The sequence below is a fragment of the Gardnerella sp. DNF01144 genome (assembly GCF_049244245.1).
Classification (GTDB): domain Bacteria; phylum Actinomycetota; class Actinomycetes; order Actinomycetales; family Bifidobacteriaceae; genus Bifidobacterium; species Bifidobacterium piotii.
In genome coordinates, this window is sequence record NZ_CP058390.1 from 1,516,605 (window position 1) to 1,536,024 (window position 19,420).

The following is a 19,420-nucleotide window of genomic DNA, read 5'->3' on the forward strand; positions in this document are numbered from 1 at the left end:
ACAATCCTTCTATGCGTTTAATCTACATGCGCTACTTACAATTGTATTATAAGATTCTATACATGCTCAACAAGCTATAAGGATTACGTTTAGTAGTACAATAGATATGATTTGTGCTGTTTTACCGATTAGTGTGCAATGGAGACGATATGAATCCTGCAATTTCCATAGTGGTTCCTGCGTATAACAAGGAGCCGTATATTAAACAGTGCATGGATTCACTTGTTAATCAAACTTTTAAAAACATTGAGATTATTGTTGTTGACGACGCTAGTACAGATAATACTTTGCAGATTTTGCGCGATTACGAGAAAAAAGATTCTAGAGTAAAAATTATTGCTAAGGCTTTGAATGGCGGATTGCACATGGCTCGTAAAACCGCTGTTAAGGCAACTAGCGGAGATTACGTTCTTTTTGTTGACGCAGACGATGAGATTGAGCTTAAAACTTGCGAAGTTCTTTACTCGTACGTTAGTAGCCATCCCGCAGATATATTGCATTTTGGTGTTTCTATTCATCCAGAAGGCAAATCGGACGAAGATTTTGCATACAGTTACGATCAAATGTATGCGCAAACCAATGGGGATCAATCGGGAGACAATATTATAAAATCGTCGTTCTCTAGTGATTTTCCGCATTGGATGCCTTGGAATGTTATAACAGCACTTTTTAAGGGTGATTTAATACGCGCTTCTTTTGAAAAAACAGTTTCTGCTAGACTCACTAAAGTTGAAGACGCATACGAATATTTTGTAACGGCATCTTCTGCTAAGACTTTGAAGGACTTAACAGCGTTCCGCGCGCTTAAATACCATATTGGCAGAGGAATTTCTGGAAGATCTAAAATAAGCGTTGAAAGATTTAGCACGGAACAGCAATACATTAAAGATGTTGTGAATGCTTTTTGCGATTTTGCTGGCGATTTTGTTGACGATTCCAACGGTGCTTTTGTTAATGATTCTTTCGACGATTGCGCGCTGGAAAGTCGCAAGCAAACCGTTGAAGAAGCTGCACAATGGTTTGATAATCGCGCTTTGAAAATAGTAAAAGATGAATTCTTTACAAGACTAAAAGTCGAGGATTTTCAAGAAGCCATAAACGCTGTTATTGAAACATGGGGATTAGAGCGCGCGTGCTTGATTGTGCTCGAAGAGCTTGTGCACCTTATGAATCAAGTTGTAGAAAGTGATTACACAATAAAACACGGTTCAGCGTGTGATGCTCTTCTTAACGTTTACCGAAACATTAAACCAGATAGTTTTAATGATTCACAGAACACAACTTATGCTGAGCAAGTAGACTTAATGTCTTTGCATATTATGCAAGTGAGTAAACAAAAATACGAAGAAGAACAAAAACGTTTGCAAATTGAAGAGCAAAAACGTTACGATGCAATGCCAGCTTATAAGCGTTTTGCAAAAAAGATAAAAAAGTCAATTAAAAACTTAACTAAACCAAATAATGATAAGTAAAAGTTAAAAAATAAATAAATTTGCGATTAAACAAATTACAAAATTACACAATAGAATAATCAAAGATAATTAAAGGTAAATCAGGAGATAACATGATTTTGGAAAATCCAAAGCGCTTGGGCATTTTCTTCTTCTACGATGCGCAAGGTCACGCAGACCGTTATGTGTCTACGTTGCTTGACGGATTTAAGCCATTCTTTAACGAGCTTGCGATTGTAGTTAATGGCAAAATCGACGAGCAAAGTGAGTCGATGCTTAAAAGCTATGCGAATAAGTTTATTTTGCGCGAAAACAAAGGTTTTGACGTGTGGGCGTACAAGACAGCAATGGATTCTTACAGTTGGGAGAATCTGGAAAAGTTTGACGAAGTAGTGTTATTTAACGCTACGATTATGGGGCCAGTTTATCCGTTTAGCGAAATGTTTAACGCTATGAACGCAAAAGACCTTGATTTTTGGGGCATAACAAAGTTCCATAAGGTTAATGGAGATCCGTTTGGCTACAGCCCGTACGGATACTTGCCAGAGCATATTCAATCGCATTTCCACGCATACAGAAAAAGCTTTATTCAATCTAAGGATTTTCAGGATTATTGGAATAATCTTCCGCCAATCAACAGCTACTTTGAGTCGGTTGGATTGCATGAATCTGTGTTTACAAAGCGATTTGCAGATAAGGGTTACAAGTGGTCTGTATACGTTGATACGAGTGATTTAGAAGGCTACTCTTACGGTCCAATAACGTATGCTGCAAGGCAGATTGTGGAGTACAAGCGTTGCCCTATTTTTAAGCGCAGGTCGTTCTTCCACGATTACTCCGACGTTTCTACGCAATCTGTTGGAAACCAAGCATTAGACTTATACGAGTATTTGCGTGATCACACCGATTACGACACGGATTTGATTTGGGAAAATGCTTTGCGAAGCATGAATATGGCAGATTTGATGAAGAATCTTCATTTGCGATACATTTTGCCGCAAAATCAGATTGTAGAAAACTCATCAACAGCTACATCAATAGCTACTGCTAAGCCAAAAGTTGTGTTGTGCATGCACTTGTATTACATGGATTTGCTAGATAAAAGTTTGCACTATATTCAATCCATGCCGCAGGGATGTGACGTTATTTTAACTGTAGGATCGAAAGAAAACCAGCAAATCGTGAAACAACGCGTGAAACAACTTCCGTATAACGTAGACGTGCGGTTGATTGAAAATCGCGGTAGAGATGTGAGCGCATTCTTAGTGGGTGGCGGCGCAGATCTTATGAAGTACGATTACGTATGCTTTGCTCACGATAAAAAAGTCACGCAATTATCTCCTCGAAGCATAGGTGACGGATTCGCATACAAGTGTTTTGAAAATATTCTTGCAAGCAAAGAGTATGTGCAAAACGTTATAAATCTATTTGAAACGCATCCGCGACTTGGAATGGCAATGCCAACGCCGCCAAATCATGCAGACTACTTCCCAGGATTTACATACACTTGGGGTCCAAACTTTGAAGGCACAAAGAAATTCCTAGAAAAAACGTTAGGAATCAGCGTTCCGTTAGACGAAAATAAAGACGCTATAGCTCCGCTTGGCACAATGTTCTGGTTCCGCACGAAAGCACTGCACGGGCTATTGGATAGAAAGTGGACTTACGAAGATTTCCCAGCAGAACCGCTAAAAATAGACGGAACGTTGTTGCACTTTATAGAGCGAGCATACGGGTATGTGCCGCAATCAAACGGCTACTACGACGCATACATATTCTCCGACCACTTTGCGCGAATAGAAATGACGAATCTAGAATTCGATGTTCGAGAACTATCAAAATCTGTTAGCACGCCGTGGATTAAGCACAATTTGGAAGAAACTTGTAGAGAAGTAATGCGCGGAAAGCGCTTCCGTTACACTGTTTTAAGAGTGCTAAAAAGTATTGCAAAACGCGTATTTTATAAGGCTTTGTACATTGCTCAAAGAATTGCGCATATTGGCCGTAAAAGTAACGTTGATAGTGAAGGTAAAGAAGATGAGTGATATAAGCGTAAATACAGACGCAACAAAATGCGCTCGCGCGCGCGCAAAAAAACCGCGACTTTTCTACTTGGATTGGATTCGTGCAATAGCTGCGATTTTGATTGTTGTAACTCATTTTAACAATCCGTATTTGGAGCCGACGCGATTCTTTGTAAATAGGCCATTTGGAATTTACATTGGCGGATTAGGAGTATCGCTATTTTTGATTATTTCTGGCGCCGCTCTTATGTACAACTACGGAGATAGAGAAAGCCTGGATTTGCGCACATTCTACACAAAGCGCGCAAAAACGTTGTATCCAATGTTTTGGGTGGCATTTGTTGTGGCGAATATTTTACTGTTTATTCGCAATAACGGTTATATTTTTGTGCCAAGACATAAAATAACAGCAATTTTTTCGCTTTTTGGAATGGATGGTTATGCTGCAGCATTCGGTGTAGGAACTTTTTATGTTCTAGGAGAGTGGTTCTTAGGGTTCATAATACTGTTCTACATAGTGTTCCCGCTTTTAAGAGTTGGCGTAAATAAAATGCCAATAGCAACTGTTTGCATTGTGTTGGCTCTATATGCTGCAACAGTTGTGTTCTTTATGTTTTACCAGATTCCACGTGTGCCGTCCGATATTCTTTTAACAACAAGATTGCCAGAATTAGTATTTGGCATGATTTTTGTAAAGTTTATTAAAAAAGTGCCGCATTGGCTTGCTGCAATATCTTTTGTGATTCTTGCATTGCAACAATTAACGCACGTTTTACAAGGCAATATTGCCGTTACGATTGTAGGAATATTTGCATTCTTGCTGCTTTCTTATATTGGTGAACTTGTTAAAAGTTTTAAGCCATTAAGCGCGTGCACAAAGTTTATATCCGCATATTCGTACCCGATTTTTTTGGTACACCATGTGTTAATAATGCAAGTGTTTACAGTAATATACCCTGTGTGGCTTAATCGCTGGCAAGCGTATGGATTGCTAATCGCAGAGTTTGCGGTGATTCTTGTGCTTTCTGTAATACTCAAGCGTTTTACAAACTTGATTGTTGGTTTTGCGAGCAAATGTTGCGTGAAAAGTAGTAGCAAGAATAGTGTTGAAAGTGCTGTGAGAAATCGCAGTGATAATAGCAGCGCGAATCGCAGTTTGGACTAAGATGCGTATTTGTACAGGAATAATCACCTATAATCCAACTTTAACAGACGTAAGCACGTGTTTAGAAGCTCTATGCAATCAAGTAGAGCGCGTAATAATCGTAGACAATGCGTCTAAAAATGTTAAAAGCTTGCAAGAAGTTGTAAGCAAATACGCAAATGTGACTTTAGTTAAAAACAGTCAAAATATTGGTTTTGCAAAAGCACTAACGCAAGTGTTTGAATGGGCAAAATCGCAAGGTTTCAACTGGGTTCTAACGCTTAACGACGATTCTGTTGTGCCAAGCAACATGATTAGCGAATACAAGAAAATCCTGGAAAATCAGGGAAGTCTTGTAAATCAAAAAAATGCAAAAAATTCAAAAATCGCAATTGTATGCTCTTTGCTAAAAAACCGTTTAGACGGCACGATTTTACACAGCAAATGCCACGAAGACGAATGCATAACGTCTGGAAGCTTAACAAGCGTAGAAGCGTGGGCTAAAATCGGCGGATTTGACGAATGGCTAGAAATCGACGGAGTAGACTTCGACTTTTCAAGGCGACTAGTGCGCTCTGGGTGGCAAATCGTAGAGTGCCAAAACGTTATAATGGAACACCAAATCGGCAAAGCGCGCTCAATAAACTTGATTATAAAACACCCAATAGTGTGGAATCACAACGCAAATCGCAAGTACTACATAGCGCGAAATATGCAAGTAGTGGACTACAAAATGGGAACATATTCATACGCTAAGTCGTTGCGTGCGGTTGTGCGAGATATGATTTTCGTTGCGCTTTGGGAAAAGAATAAATTTGCGAAAATTCGCGCGATGATACGCGGATTTAAGGATGGGCAGCAAAAGATTCGTCAAATACGCAAAATCTCATCTTGTAAAGCAGAACAGAACGCGGTTTGAAAGGATAGCAATGACAGCAATGGAAAATTATGCTAAAAACGAAAATCCGCTAGTTTCTATAATCGTGCCAGTCTACAATTCTGCAAAATATTTGAGCGGATGCGTGGACTCGATTCTTGCGCAAACTTACAAAAACATAGAGCTGATTTTAGTAGACGACGGATCCAAAGACGACTCTGGCAAAATTTGCGATTCATACGCATCAAAAGATTCGCGAGTTAAAGTAATACACCAACAAAACGGCGGAATATCTCGCGCGCAAAACGCAGGGCTTGATGCAGCTCGTGGCGAATTTATAGCGTTTGCAGACAATGACGATATTCTAGATTGCAAAAATATTGAGATTTTGTTAAACGCTATTTTGCAAAGCGGAGCTAGCATGAGCAAAGCAAAATGGCAGCAATTTGGGCTAAGTAGCTTAGAGCAGATTAAAAAAGAAGCTGGTTTGGGTGCACGCGGTTTGAGTGCGAGCGGATTGGGTACGGATAAGTCGCAAGCAACCGCGCGTTTAGAGAACGCGACTCAAATAAAAATCGTAGAAAATCCGCTAAAAGCGTATCAAACTGTATTTTGCAAAATATTTAGAATAATCGGAAACAAGCTGGGCAAAAACAGCGAAGCGTGCTACTTTAACGAAGCGAATTGGTGCAGGCTGTACAAGAGAGAGGTTTGGGAAGGAGTGCGATTCCCAGAAGGAAAGTTTGCGCAAGACACGGCGATGGCAAGCGTGCTGTACTCGCGCATGAATTGCGTGGCGCATGTGGACGCAGTGTTGTATTACTGGCTGCAACGCGCAGATTCCGTAACGCACAAAATGCGAGACGCGGACTTTTACCACGATCATATAGACGCTGTTCGAGCAAATTGGGATTTGTGCTTAGAACACAACGTTGTGCCAGCAAGAAGCTACTACACAATGGTTGGAAATTTGAGGTACGAGCGATGCGCGCTGAAAAGCGGAGAAAATACGCTTAAAAGCGGAAAAAATAGCGACGCAGAAATCCAAAAAATATACGAAAAAAATTATGATAAAGACGTAAAATTTGCTAAATCAGCTGTTAAAAAGCTTACGATTTTACAGCGCGCGCAATGTTTTACGATGTCGTGTGTAAGAAATCTTGAAAAAATAATCTACGATTGCAAAATCAAAAATATGAAGTAATGCAATTAAAAATCGAAGAGTAAAGTGTAAATCAGAAAGCAAGAAATGAGTGGGAAAATGAGCGAATACCCAGATTTAGTAGTTGTTGGAGCAGGATTGTTCGGCTTAACCGTAGCTCAGCAGGCTGCAGAACGCGCTGGCGCTCGCGTTGAGATTATTGACGTGCGTAATCACATTGGCGGCAACGCTTACTCGTATTTTGACGAGCGCACGGGAATTGAAATTCACAAGTATGGCGCGCATCTTTTCCACACAAGCAACAAGCGCGTGTGGGATTATGTGAACCGCTTTACAACGTTTACTAACTACGTGCATCGCGTTTATGCAACGCATGATGGCGAAGTGTATTCGTTGCCAATCAACTTGGGTACAATTAACCAATTCTTCCACGCGCACTACACGCCAGAAGAAGCAAAGGCGCTTATTGCAAGCCAAGCAGGGGAGTTTGCTGGTAAAGATCCGCAAAATCTAAACGATAAGGGTATTAGCTTAATTGGGCGCCCGCTTTACGAGGCGTTTATTAAGAATTACACGGCAAAACAGTGGCAAACGGATCCTTCTAAGCTGCCTGCTGGAATTATTAAGCGCTTGCCTGTGCGATTTAACTACAATAATCGCTACTTTAAAGACACTTGGGAAGGATTGCCAACGGACGGATATACGGCTTGGATGCAGCGCATGATTGACAATCCGCGTATTCACGTTTCGCTTGGCGTGGACTTTTTCGACGAATCGCAGCCGTTTAACAAGCGCGCGCTGGCGGAAGCTGGAGTGCCAGTGGTTTATACGGGGCCAGTGGACAGGTATTTTGACTACGCACTTGGCGAGTTAAAGTGGCGAACTGTTGACTTTAAGGAAGTGCGTTACAAGGAGAGCGACCACTTTGGCTGCCCAGTTATGAACTATTCAGATGCAGATGTTCCGTTTACGCGCGCGATTGAGTTTAAGAACTTTAATCCAGAGCGCGAGGAGGTTGGCGATTGCGAGTCTGGCGGCGTTGCTAGCTGCGATGCTGATTTTGTGCCAGGTAAAAGCGTTAAAGCTGGGGAGACTGTTGTTTGGCAGGAGTATTCTCGCGCTGCAACTCGCGACGACGAGCCGTATTATCCAGTGAATACTGAGGAAGATAAAGCCTTGTATGCGCGCTATGCAGAGCTTGCAGCTGCTGAGCCGAACACTGTTTTTGGTGGGCGATTGGGAACGTACAGTTACTACGATATGCACAATGTGATTGATATGGCTTTGCGCGCTTACGAATCGCAAGTAGCGCCACTTATTGCGCGTTAAGCGTAAATAAGGCTGGAGCAAGTAAGGCTGGCGCAAAGTATATAAGTACGAAAAAGGGTTCCAACCAAATGTGCTGGCTAGAACCCCTACTCGCGGAGAATACGAGATTCGAACTCGTGAGGCTGTTACACCAACACGCTTTCCAAGCGTGCGCCATAGACCACTAGGCGAATTCTCCACGTCAATCATTGTGCTAAATCGCATAACAAAAGACAACTTAAATAAGATAACATAGTGTGCGGATAATGCAAAATCGCGCGTTGCGCGAATCGACGATTTCGAGCTTAGAGCGTAGCGCGCGAACGATTTTCCGCTTTTTGTACCAAAATCCACATAAATTTGGTACAAAACCCGGAAAATAACTCCGCTTTTTGTACCATATTTGACCTAAAACACGTACAAAGTGCGGAGTTGTTTTCCGTGTTTTGGGCTGATTTTCGTTAGATTTGCCTCATTGGTGAGACATTTCTAACGTTTTTGCGATTCTCAAATCACCTCAATAGATTTATTGCACATACAATCCTTGCAATTGCGTGTTGTTGATTATGTGCGTGTTGTTGATTATGTGCGTGTTGTTGATTATGTGATAGTGTAGATTTTTCATATGTAGTAAGCGATTTGCGATTTGTGATTTGCGACTTACTACAGATGCGCAAAACTACAAGATTATTAGCAAATACAGGATTTAAGTTTAGAAGGTGTTTAGCATGGATGTTGGTTTTGTAAAGAATATCCAAAAAATAAAGCCTAAAAAGACAAATCCTGCAGTTGATCATAGTCCGCGCACAATGATGATTGGCATAATCTTAACAATTCTTGGCGGCGCGCTTTGGGGCACAAACGCTACTGTTTCTAAGATTCTAATGTCTAAATACCTTGTAAGTCCGCTGCAAATCGCGTGCGTTCGTCAGCTTGCTGCAGGCGTGCTATTTGTAATTGTTGCCTCAATTGTTAATCGCAAGCAACTTGTTGGCGCATTAAGCACAAAAAAATCATGGCCAATGCTAGTCGTAACAGGTATTGTGTGCGTGCTTTTAACGCAAGTTGCGTATCTTTTTACAATCGATTGGACTAACTCTGGAACAGCTACCGTTTTGCAAAGCCTCAATCTGCTTTTTGTTCTTGTTTACGTGTGTTTGCGGTCAAAAAGAACTCCGACTTTGCGCGAAAACATTGGTGTTTTGCTTGCGTTTGCAGGAACTGCGCTTATGGCAACGGGCGGCAATTTTAGCTCGCTTTCGCTGCCGTTGATGGGACTTTTGTGGGGATTAGCAGATGCTGCGAGTACGGCGGCGCTTGCGATTATGCCAGTTAAATTGATTGCAAAATGGGGAAATCTTACTGTAAACGGAATCACGTTTATTATTGCAGGTCTTATTATGCTGCCATTTGTGAAGCCATGGCAAACAATGCCTCCTTTGGATTTGCGCGCGTATTTGCTGTTTACTTTTACGATTGTTGGCGGAACTTTTGGCGCATATTGGATGTTTTTGGCTGGCATTATGCGAGTTGGATCTGTGCGCGGAACGCTTTTAGGCGCGAGCGAGCCTGTTATGGCTGCAATCACGGCTGTTGTGTTTACGGGCGCTGTGTTCTCGTGGGCTGATTTTGCAGGATTTGCGCTTATTTTTATTATGATGATTTTATTGAGGTGATTATGACGAATATGCAAGATGCACAAAACACGGATTTACAAAATCCAGATGCGCAAAACCCAGTCAATCGCGTAGAGCAGATGTATGAGTACGGCTACCGAAAGTCAAACTACGGCCCAGACGAGCTTGTAACAGACGCGCACGGAAATCCAATCAGCGTTATGGATGCCATGCTAAGCGCGCAAGATGCAAGCACTGCGCAAACTCAAACTCCGCACTTGTGCTTCTATTCGCCTAGAATCCCAGGAAATACAGGATCTGCGATTCGCCTTTGCGCTGTAACGGGCACCATTTTGCATCTTGTAGAGCCGCTTGGATTTAATCTTCAAGACACAAAGCTTCGTCGTGCGGGTCTTGATTATCACGATATGGCACACGTTGTTATGCATCCGAATTTTGAAAACCTTGTTGAGTCAATGCCAAATTCTCGCATAATCGCGTTTACTGCAAACGCCACAAAACTTTACACAGATGTTGAGTATAAGCCGAACGATATTTTGCTTTTTGGGCCAGAGCCAGGAGATATTCCAGACCCAATGGATATTATGGCAGGCCCGCATGTTGCGGAACAGGTTCGCTTGCCAATGCGACCTTCGCTTAGAAGCTTAAATCTTACGAATTGCGCATCAATCGCCATCTATGAGGCGTGGCGTCAGCTTGGATTTGAGGGCGGAAAATAGTCATAAATAGCTAGAAATCGCCATAAATAGCCAAAAATAGTCTTAAAACTACTCATGCATTACAATGGTTAATATGCCTGTGTTAAAACGTAAACCAAAGCGGAAGATTAGTGCTGCGCGCCGCCGCATGTACATTCGCCGCCGAATCGTAGTTTGCGTTGGGCTGTTGGCTGTTTTAGCATTCTGCATTTTTTGCATAGTCAGCATTTTTAAGGGCATTAGCGCAATCGGAACCGCTATAAACAAACATTCAGACGTTACTCTATCTAAACAGCTTGTACCAGATCCAAGGCCTGTTGGAGTCATAAAAAAATGCAGTGCAAAAGACGTTAGAATCGAGCTATCTTCTTCGTCTCAAGCGGTTCCAATGGGTGGAACTTTAGAGTTTAACGCTCACATTGTTTACGAAGGCGACGATTCGTGCAGGATTGACGCTTCGAGCGGAAGAATGGTGTTGAATATAGGCCAAAGCGCAGGCGGTTCATCGCAAGCGGCTGGCGATTCTTCTGGCGCAAAAGGCGATAAGTCAAATAAGCAAAATAAGCAAGATAAATCGAATCAGTCTAATAAGTCGAAAGACAAGTCTGCACAAGCAGTTGTTCCGCAATGGCAATCAGATATGTGCATAATTCCACTCAAGCCGCTACTTATGGCAAAAGGCGATTCGTACGATAAAAAGTTTACTTGGAATGCAAACGCTACGATTGGCACGCCAAGTGGAGAAAATTGCGCGAATGACTCCGATTTGCCTAAAGTTTCGCGCGGAACGTACATTGCGCAAATCGAGCATAAGGACGTAGCAGGGTTGCAAAGCAATCCCGTGGTTATTTCTGTTCGCTAGTGCCTACATAAATGGCGCAAAAAGTCGAAGCGAAGGGGTAAAATCGTTTTTTTGTACACGGTGTGTCATATAGCGGGCATACTCAAGGAACCGAAGAAGGCGCCCGCAAACCCAAAATCGTTGATTTTAAGCGCGTTTGCCGCGATTTTCTAAAGCTCCCAAGGATTAAGAAAACTAGCTAGCGATAAAGGAACGTCCATTGGCTGCTGAACAAGCTACGACGAACACCACCAAAGTCATCGCGCGTGCCGACGAGCACAGCATTAAGTTGCACAAAGCGTCGGATCGTGTGAATTTCGGCTCCATTTGTGAGCCAATCGATGTGCCATACCTCCTCGGTGTGCAAACCGACAGCTTTGACTGGCTGATCGGCTCCGAGCGTTGGAAGAAGCGCGTCGAAGAAGATGAGGCAAATGGCACTCACACTGTGCCACACGTCTCTGGTCTGGAAGAAGTGTTCCAAGAGATTTCTCCAATCGAGAATTTTGCTGAGACAATGAGCCTCACATTCTCGGATCCATATTTTGAAGAGCCACGTCACACTGTGCTTGAGTGCAAAGAGAAGGATTACACGTATTCCGCTCCTTTGTATGTAAATGCAGAGTTTGAAAATGGCGAAACTGGCGAGATTAAGAGCCAGACTGTTTTTATGGGTGATTTCCCATTACAAACCCCACACGGAACATTCATTATTGGCGGCACTGAGCGCGTAATCGTGTCTCAGCTTGTGCGTTCCCCAGGCGTGTACTTCGACCGCACGCAAGATCGCACTTCCGATAAAGACGTTTTTGGCGCAAAAATCATTCCAAGTCGCGGCGCGTGGCTTGAGTTCGAGATTGATAAGCGCGATGTTCTCGGCGTGCGCGTAGATCGCAAGCGCAAGCAGTCTGCAATCGTATTCTTAATGGCAATCGGCATGACTAAGCCAGAAATTGCCGAAGCATTCCAGGGATATCCTCTTGTTCTCGACGCTCTAGAAAAAGAGCCAATCGATACTCAAGACGATGCTCTTACAGACTTGTACAGAAAGATTCGCCCAGCAGATACCGCAACTGCCGACGCGGGTCGCAATTTGCTCGAATCCTTCTACTTCAACACAAAGCGCTACGATTTGGCGCGCGTTGGTCGCTACAAGATTAATCGCAAGCTTGGTTTGGAAGCGGATTACAACGATCGCAGCTTGAATCGCGAAGACATTATTGCCACAATCAAGTATTTGGTTACTTTGCATGCTGGCGAAAAGACCTTCCCAGGCAAGCGCGATGGCGAAGATGTGCAGTTGCGTGTAGACGTAGACGATATTGATCACTTTGGAAACCGCCGAATCCGCCAGGTTGGCGAGCTTGTACAGAATCAGATTCGTACTGGCTTAAGCCGCATGGAGCGCGTTGTGCGCGAGCGTATGACAACGCAAGACGCTGAGGCGATTACACCACAGTCGTTGATTAATATTCGACCAGTTAACGCTACGATTAAGGAGTTCTTCGGAACTTCCCAGCTCAGCCAGTTTATGGATCAAAACAATCCTTTGGCAGGCGTTACAAACAAGCGTCGTCTTTCGGCTCTTGGTCCTGGTGGTCTTTCTAGAGACCGCGCATCTATGGAAGTTCGAGACGTGCACCCATCCCACTTTGGTCGTATGTGCCCAATCGAATCCCCAGAAGGTCCAAACATCGGCCTTATCGGCTCTCTTGCAACCTTTGGCCGCATTAATCCATTCGGCTTTATTGAAACGCCTTATCGTAAGGTTGTTAATGGTCATGTGACTAACGAAGTCGAATATATGACTGCAGATCGCGAAGCAGAGCACGTTATTGCTCAGGCAAACCAGGAACTCGACGAAAACGGCAATTTCGTAGGCACGCAGGCTCTTGCTCGCGTGGACGAAGAAGAGGCAGTCGATGTGCCTGTAAGCACTGTTGACTACATGGACGTTTCTCCACGTCAGATGGTTTCCCTCGGCGCAAGCTTGATTCCATTCTTGGAGCACGATGAAGGTCACCGTGCTTTGATGGGTACCAACATGCAGCGCCAGGCCGTGCCTCTTATTAAGTCGGAGCGTCCACTTGTTGGTACGGGTTCCGAATGGCGTGCTGCAGTTGATTCTGGAGACGTGATTCTTTCCGAAAAGCCAGGCGTTGTAACCTACGTTTCTGCGGATATTATTCGCGTTATGAACGATGACGGAACTCAATCTAGTTACAAGCTTTCTAAGTTCCAGCGTTCCAACCAGACTACTTGCTACAACCAGGTGCCGCTTATTAAAGATGGCGAGCGCGTGGAAGCAGGAACTGTTTTGGCTGATGGCCCTGCAACAGACAAGGGTGAGCTTGCACTCGGCAAGAATTTGCTCGTTGCGTTTATGCCTTGGAACGGCTACAACTACGAGGATGCTGTGATTATCTCCCAGCGACTCGTGCAAGACGATACGCTTTCTTCGATTCACATTGAAGAGTACGAGATTGACGCGCGTGAAACCAAGCTTGGTGCCGAAGAGATTACTCGCGACCTTCCAAACGTTGGCGAAGACGCTATTGCAAACCTCGACGAGCGCGGTATCATTCGCATTGGTGCCGAGGTAGAAGCTGGCGACATTTTGGTTGGTAAGGTAACTCCTAAGGGCGAGACCGAGCTTACTCCAGAAGAGCGCTTACTTCGTGCAATCTTTGGCGAAAAGAGCCGCGAAGTTCGAGACACTTCGCTTCGTGTGCCTCACGGCGAAACTGGTACTGTGATTGCTGTTAAGGAGATTACTCGCGAAGACGCTGAAGACGATGGCGATGAGCTTCCAAATGGCGTAAACCAGATGATTCGCGTGTACATTGCTCAGCATCGCAAGATTACGCAAGGCGATAAGCTTTCTGGTCGTCACGGCAATAAGGGTGTTATTTCCCGCATTCTGCCAGAAGAAGATATGCCATTCTTAGAGGATGGTACTCCAGTTGACATTATGCTTAACCCGCTGGGCGTGCCTTCTCGAATGAACTTGGGCCAGGTGCTCGAGCTTCACTTGGGTTGGATTGCTCACGCAGGCTGGGATATTAACTTGGATCCAGACCTTGAGGCAGCTTGGAAGAAGTACGTGCCAGAAGGCGCCGAGCACGGCGATCCATGCACTCCTGTTGCAACTCCAGTGTTCGACGGCGTGCGCCCAGAGACCTTGAAGGGTCTTTTGAGCACTACGCTTGCAGACCGCGACGGCAATAAGCTTGTTGGCTCCGACGGTAAGGCAACATTGTTCGATGGCCGCACTGGTGAACCATTCCCTAAGCCAATTTCTGTTGGTTACATGTACATCTTGAAGCTGCATCACTTGGTTGATGATAAGATTCACGCTCGTTCCACTGGTCCTTACTCTATGATTACCCAGCAGCCATTGGGTGGTAAGGCTCAGTTCGGCGGCCAGCGATTTGGCGAGATGGAAGTGTGGGCCCTTGAGGCTTATGGTGCTGCGTACACATTGCACGAAATGATGACCACAAAGTCTGATGACGTTGACGGTCGCGTGCGCGTGTATGGCGCTATTGTTAAGGGCGATAATCTTCCACCTGCTGGTATTCCTGAGTCCTTTAAGGTGTTGCTCAAGGAAATGCAATCGCTCTCCTTGAATGTTGAAGTGCTTAACTCCGAAGGAGTGGCAATCGACATGAAGGATGAAGATGATGATCCGGTGTCGTCTTCTGAAAATTTGGGCTTTAATATTGGTGCGCGACCAGATTCGTCTGCCAAAGAAGACCAAGTTATTCAAGAACCTGAATACCAGTGATACTAGTGTTACAAGTGTTTTAATCACTAATCACTAATCACTAATCATTAAGAAACTTAGAAAAACAATTTCATGAGACAGGACGATAATAGTGCTGGACGTCAACGCATTTGACAAACTGAGGATTGGACTGGCCACTGCCGAAGACATCCGTAGCTGGAGCCACGGCGAAGTTAAGAAGCCAGAAACCATTAATTACCGTACCCTTAAGCCAGAGAAGGATGGTCTGTTCGGTGAGCAGATTTTTGGTCCTACTCGCGATTGGGAGTGCGCGTGCGGCAAGTATAAGCGCGTACGCTTTAAGGGAATCGTGTGCGAGCGATGCGGCGTGGAAGTTACACGAAGCCGCGTTCGCCGTGAACGCATGGGTCATATTGAGCTTGCGGCTCCTGTAACACACATTTGGTTCTTCAAGGGTGTGCCAAGCCGCTTGGGATATTTGCTCGACATTGCTCCAAAAGACTTGGAAAAGGTCATCTACTTTGCAGCCTACATGGTTACTAAGGTGGACGAAGAGCAGCGTCACCAGGATCTTCCAGACTTGCAAGACGAGTTTGATACTGAGATTGGCAATCTTCGCAAGCGCCGCGACAACGAGATTGATGCGCGTGCAAAGAAAGCAGAAGAAGATCTTCACGAGCTAGAAGAATCGGGCGAGGCAAAAGGTAGCGCAAAGTCTAAGTTGCGTGCTGGAGCTGAGCGCGAAATGTCTGCTATCCGTACTCGCTACGACGAGCAAATTCAGCGTTTGAACGCAGTTTTCGATCGCTTTAAGGGCTTGCGTGCAGGAGATATGGAAGGCGATGTTGATCTTTGGCGAGAGATGGAAGACCGCTATGGCGATTACTTTGAAGGATGCATGGGCGCGGAAGCAATCAAGAAGCGCTTGCAAGACTTCGATCTTAAGTCTGCTGCTGTAGAACTTCGCGAAGAGATCGACAATGGCACTGGTCAGCGCAAGGCGCGCGCTTTGAAGCGACTTAAGGTTGTGAACGCGTTCTTGACTACTGGAAACAAGCCAGAAGCAATGGTTTTGGATGTTATTCCAGTAATCCCACCAGACTTGCGTCCAATGGTTCAGCTTGATGGTGGCCGCTTTGCAACATCTGATTTGAACGATTTGTACCGTCGTGTAATCAACCGTAATAATCGTTTGAAGAGGTTGATTGAGCTTGGCGCTCCTGAAATCATGCTTAATAACGAAAAGCGCATGCTTCAGGAAGCTGTTGATTCACTCTTCGACAACGGTCGTCGTGGCCGCCCAGTAACTGGTGCATCGAACCGCCCACTAAAGTCGCTTTCCGATATGCTTAAAGGTAAGCAGGGTCGATTCCGCCAGAACTTGCTCGGTAAGCGAGTTGATTACTCTGGTCGTTCCGTAATCGTTGTTGGCCCAAGCCTTCGCATGCATCAATGCGGTTTGCCTAAGCCAATGGCGTTGGAGCTGTTTAAGCCATTCGTTATTAAGCGTTTGGTAGATCAGGGCTTTGCTCAGAATATGAAGAGCGCAAAGCGCCTTGTAGATCGCGGAGATTCCGAGGTTTGGGGCGTGCTCGAGGAAGTTATTTCCGAGCATCCTGTTCTTCTTAACCGTGCTCCTACACTCCACCGTTTGGGTATTCAAGCATTTGAGCCAATTTTGGTTGAAGGTAAGGCAATTCACTTGCCACCACTTGCTTGCGCAGCATTCAACGCCGACTTCGATGGTGACCAGATGGCAGTGCATTTGCCACTTTCCGCCGAAGCTCAAGCAGAAGCTCGCAGCTTGATGATGGCATCCGACAACATCTTAAAGCCAGCAGATGGTCACACTGTTACAATGCCATCTCAGGATATGATTTTGGGCTTGTACTACTTGTCTACCGTAATCGACGGTGCAAAGGGTCAAGGTCGAATCTTCTCTTCGCTTGCAGAGGCGCAGATGGCGCTCGACAAGCACGAGATTGACATGCAAGCTAAGGTGTTAATCCGTGTGCCAGAAGACTTTGTTTTGCCAAAGGATTGGCAGCCTTCTGAGCTTAAGGTTGTAGACCCAGAGCCAGGCAGCCCAGATGTTGTGCGTGAAGAGCGCTTTAAGGATGGAACTGTTCTGTTTGCAACGTCTTGCGGTCGCGTGCTGTTCAATAGCACTCTTCCAGAGGATTATCCGTTTGTAAACCAGCAGGTTCCAAAGGGTGTTCTTTCTAAGATTGTTGACGACATTGCTACGCGCTATTCCACCGCTCAGGTCGCCGCAAGCCTCGATGCTTTGAAGGATCTTGGCTTTACGCGCGCACCTTGGTCGGGCGTTACAATGGCATTCTCCGACATTGTGCTTCCTCCAAATCGCGAGCAAATTGCGCAAGATTACGAGGATCAGGCTGCAAAGATCAACTCCCAGTACGATATGGGTCTTCTTACCGACGAAGAGCGTCGTCAAGAGTTGATTAACTTGTGGACTGAATGCACCGATAAGGTTGCAGACGCAATGCGTGAGAACTTCCACGACGACAACAATGTGAACATTATGGTTCAGTCTGGCGCACGTGGTAACTGGATGCAGATTCGTCAGATTGCTGGTATGCGAGGCTTGGTGGCAAATCCTAAGGGTGAGATTATTCCTCGTCCTGTTAAGTCAAACTACCGCGATGGCCTTTCCGTGTTGGAGTACTTCATCTCGCAGCACGGTGCTCGTAAGGGCTTGGCAGATACCGCACTTCGTACAGCAGAATCTGGTTATTTGACTCGTCGTCTTGTGGACGTTTCTCAGGAAGTTATTGTTCGCGAAGAAGATTGCGGCACAAAGCGTGGTCTTGTTATGAAGATTGCAGACCGCGACGAAAATGGCAATTTGACGCTTGTTAAGGCTGCTGATGGTGGCCCATACTCGCGCTTGCTCGCTGCAGACGTGCTTGATCCAGCAGACGGCACAACAGTTTTGGCAAAGTGTGGAGACGCGCTTTCTATGGACGTTTTGCGCAGCTTGGTTGCTCACGGCGTTGAAGAGGTTAAGGCTCGCTCTGTGCTTACTTGCGAATCTAAGCGTGGCGTTTGCGCAAAGTGCTATGGCTGGTCTTTGGCTACAAGCCGACTCGTGGATGTTGGCGAGGCTGTTGGTATTGTTGCAGCACAGTCCATTGGTGAGCCTGGTACGCAGCTTACGCTTCGTTCCTTCCACTCTGGTGGCGTTGCTTCTGCAAGCGATATTACGCAGGGTCTTCCTCGTGTTACCGAGCTTTTTGAGGCTCGTACTCCTAAGGGCGAGGCTCCAATCGCAGAGTTCCCAGGCGTTGTAAAGGTAGAAGATACAGATCACGGTCGTCAAGTCACTTTGACTCCAGACGATACAACCGTTGAGCCAATCGTTTACCCAGTAACTCGCCGTGCTCCAATGCTTGTTAAGGATGGCGACCACGTTGAGGTTGGCACGCAGCTTATTGAGGGTTCTGTGGATCCTAAGAAGATTTTGCGAATCCTTGGCCCGCGTGCAGCTCAGGTGAATATTGTGGAAGAAGTTCACAACGTTTACCGCTCTCAGGGCGTTGATATTCACGATAAGCACATTGAGGTTATTGTTCACCAGATGCTTCGCCGTATTACGGTGATTGATTCTGGAGACACTGAGCTTCTTCCAGGTGAGCTTGTGGATCAGGCAAAGTTCCGTGAGGCAAATCTTGCTGCTGTTAAGAATGGCGGTAAGCCTGCTGCTGGTCGACCAGAGCTTATGGGTATTACTAAGGCTTCTTTGGCTACGGATTCTTGGCTTTCTGCTGCATCCTTCCAGGAGACTACACGCGTGCTTACTGAGGCTGCTTTGAGTCAGAAGGAAGATGATCTTAAGGGTCTAAAGGAGAACGTGATTATTGGTAAGCTCATTCCAGCTGGTACTGGTTTGGCGCGCTACCGTAATGCGGACGTGTCTGCGGATCCAGAAGTTCGTGACGCTATGTATCCAAATCTTGCTGTGGCTGCTGAAAATAGCACTCCATCAAACTTTGGTGAAAGCGACATGGCGGATGTTGACTTCTCCAACATTGATTTTGGAGACATGAAGCTCGGTGATGATTTTAATCCAGATGATTATCTTGACGATCAAGGTGGTCAGAGTGATTACGATGATGACATTGAGTAATCATGTGATTGCTTAATTGGGTGATTGCTTGATTGCTTAATTAAGCAAATCCGCTTCGATTAGCCGTTGCAAGTTGTTTTACGCATCTTGCAGCGGCTTTTTTGTTCGCTTTCACTGATGAAATTGCATAACGCGTTTCAAGCTCCTTCAAAGCGTGATTTGGCTCAGGCATAAAGTCCAGTGGACTTTATGTGCCAAATCAGCCGAGCGGCTACTAATAGCCGTGCGCTCCGACCTGCCTTTTCGCTTAAAGCGTAGCGCGAAAAGGCAATTCGGAGCGCTGAGCCGCTCAAAGCAGAAGCACTGCTTCTGCGCGGCGAAGACGCTCGCGCGCTTAGCTGCACTACAGATTTGCGTGTTTATGTAGTGCGATTGTATGG

At 45.3% G+C, this 19,420-nt stretch carries 11 protein-coding genes and 1 tRNA gene; 11 read left to right on the forward strand and 1 reads right to left on the reverse strand.

Translation table 11 applies throughout. From position 1 onward, the window contains the following. The first annotated feature begins 149 nt into the window (after positions 1 to 149). The 6 genes from HXT36_RS06140 (at position 150) to HXT36_RS06165 (ending at position 7,987) form a co-directional block, all read left to right on the forward strand. A complete protein-coding gene (locus HXT36_RS06140; protein ID WP_016636198.1) occupies positions 150 to 1,472 on the forward strand; it encodes a glycosyltransferase family 2 protein in 1,323 nt (440 codons plus the stop codon). A 92-nt stretch (positions 1,473 to 1,564) separates the two neighbouring features. Beyond that, entirely contained in the window at positions 1,565 to 3,496 is a 1,932-nt protein-coding gene (locus HXT36_RS06145) for a rhamnan synthesis F family protein (RefSeq protein WP_421778794.1), read from the forward strand. Then, positions 3,489 to 4,640: an acyltransferase family protein gene (locus tag HXT36_RS06150; protein ID WP_421778795.1), complete on the forward strand. Its 1,152-nt coding sequence runs from the start codon at positions 3,489 to 3,491 to the stop codon at positions 4,638 to 4,640. Before HXT36_RS06145 ends, HXT36_RS06150 begins: the two co-directional genes overlap by 8 nt. A 1-nt stretch (position 4,641) precedes the next feature. Beyond that, positions 4,642 to 5,538 (forward strand): glycosyltransferase, encoded by an 897-nt coding sequence (locus tag HXT36_RS06155; protein ID WP_421779249.1) that lies wholly within the window; start codon positions 4,642 to 4,644, stop codon positions 5,536 to 5,538. Positions 5,539 to 5,557: 19 nt separating this feature from the next. Then, complete coding sequence (locus HXT36_RS06160; protein ID WP_421779250.1) at positions 5,558 to 6,700, forward strand: glycosyltransferase family 2 protein; 1,143 nt, start codon at positions 5,558 to 5,560, stop codon at positions 6,698 to 6,700. 57 nt (positions 6,701 to 6,757) lie between these two features. Continuing rightward, the gene (locus HXT36_RS06165; RefSeq protein WP_004132762.1) at positions 6,758 to 7,987 is read left to right on the forward strand and encodes a UDP-galactopyranose/dTDP-fucopyranose mutase family protein; all 1,230 of its coding nucleotides are present in this window, start codon (positions 6,758 to 6,760) and stop codon (positions 7,985 to 7,987) included. A 93-nt stretch (positions 7,988 to 8,080) separates the two neighbouring features. Here HXT36_RS06165 and HXT36_RS06170 read toward each other — a convergent pair. Beyond that, positions 8,081 to 8,165, reverse strand: a tRNA-Ser gene (locus tag HXT36_RS06170). A 529-nt stretch (positions 8,166 to 8,694) separates the two neighbouring features. Here HXT36_RS06170 and HXT36_RS06175 point away from each other — a divergent pair. The 5 genes from HXT36_RS06175 to HXT36_RS06195 all read left to right on the forward strand — a co-directional run bounded on the left by HXT36_RS06175 (position 8,695) and on the right by HXT36_RS06195 (position 19,040). Then, complete coding sequence (locus HXT36_RS06175) at positions 8,695 to 9,642, forward strand: DMT family transporter (protein WP_004132758.1); 948 nt, start codon at positions 8,695 to 8,697, stop codon at positions 9,640 to 9,642. A gap of 11 nt (positions 9,643 to 9,653) precedes the next feature. Then, complete coding sequence (locus tag HXT36_RS06180) at positions 9,654 to 10,322, forward strand: tRNA (cytidine(34)-2'-O)-methyltransferase (RefSeq protein ID WP_080649613.1); 669 nt, start codon at positions 9,654 to 9,656, stop codon at positions 10,320 to 10,322. Between the two features lie 64 nt (positions 10,323 to 10,386). Then, positions 10,387 to 11,163 carry a peptide ABC transporter permease gene (locus tag HXT36_RS06185; protein ID WP_421778796.1) on the forward strand — a complete coding sequence of 259 codons (777 nt, stop codon included), beginning with the start codon at positions 10,387 to 10,389 and terminating at the stop codon, positions 11,161 to 11,163. Positions 11,164 to 11,362: 199 nt separating this feature from the next. Beyond that, positions 11,363 to 14,929, forward strand: coding sequence for a DNA-directed RNA polymerase subunit beta (gene rpoB / locus HXT36_RS06190; RefSeq protein ID WP_060785614.1), 3,567 nt, complete (start codon positions 11,363 to 11,365; stop codon positions 14,927 to 14,929). 91 nt (positions 14,930 to 15,020) lie between these two features. Continuing rightward, entirely contained in the window at positions 15,021 to 19,040 is a 4,020-nt protein-coding gene (locus HXT36_RS06195; protein WP_421778797.1) for a DNA-directed RNA polymerase subunit beta', read from the forward strand. The last annotated feature ends 380 nt before the right edge of the window (positions 19,041 to 19,420 follow it).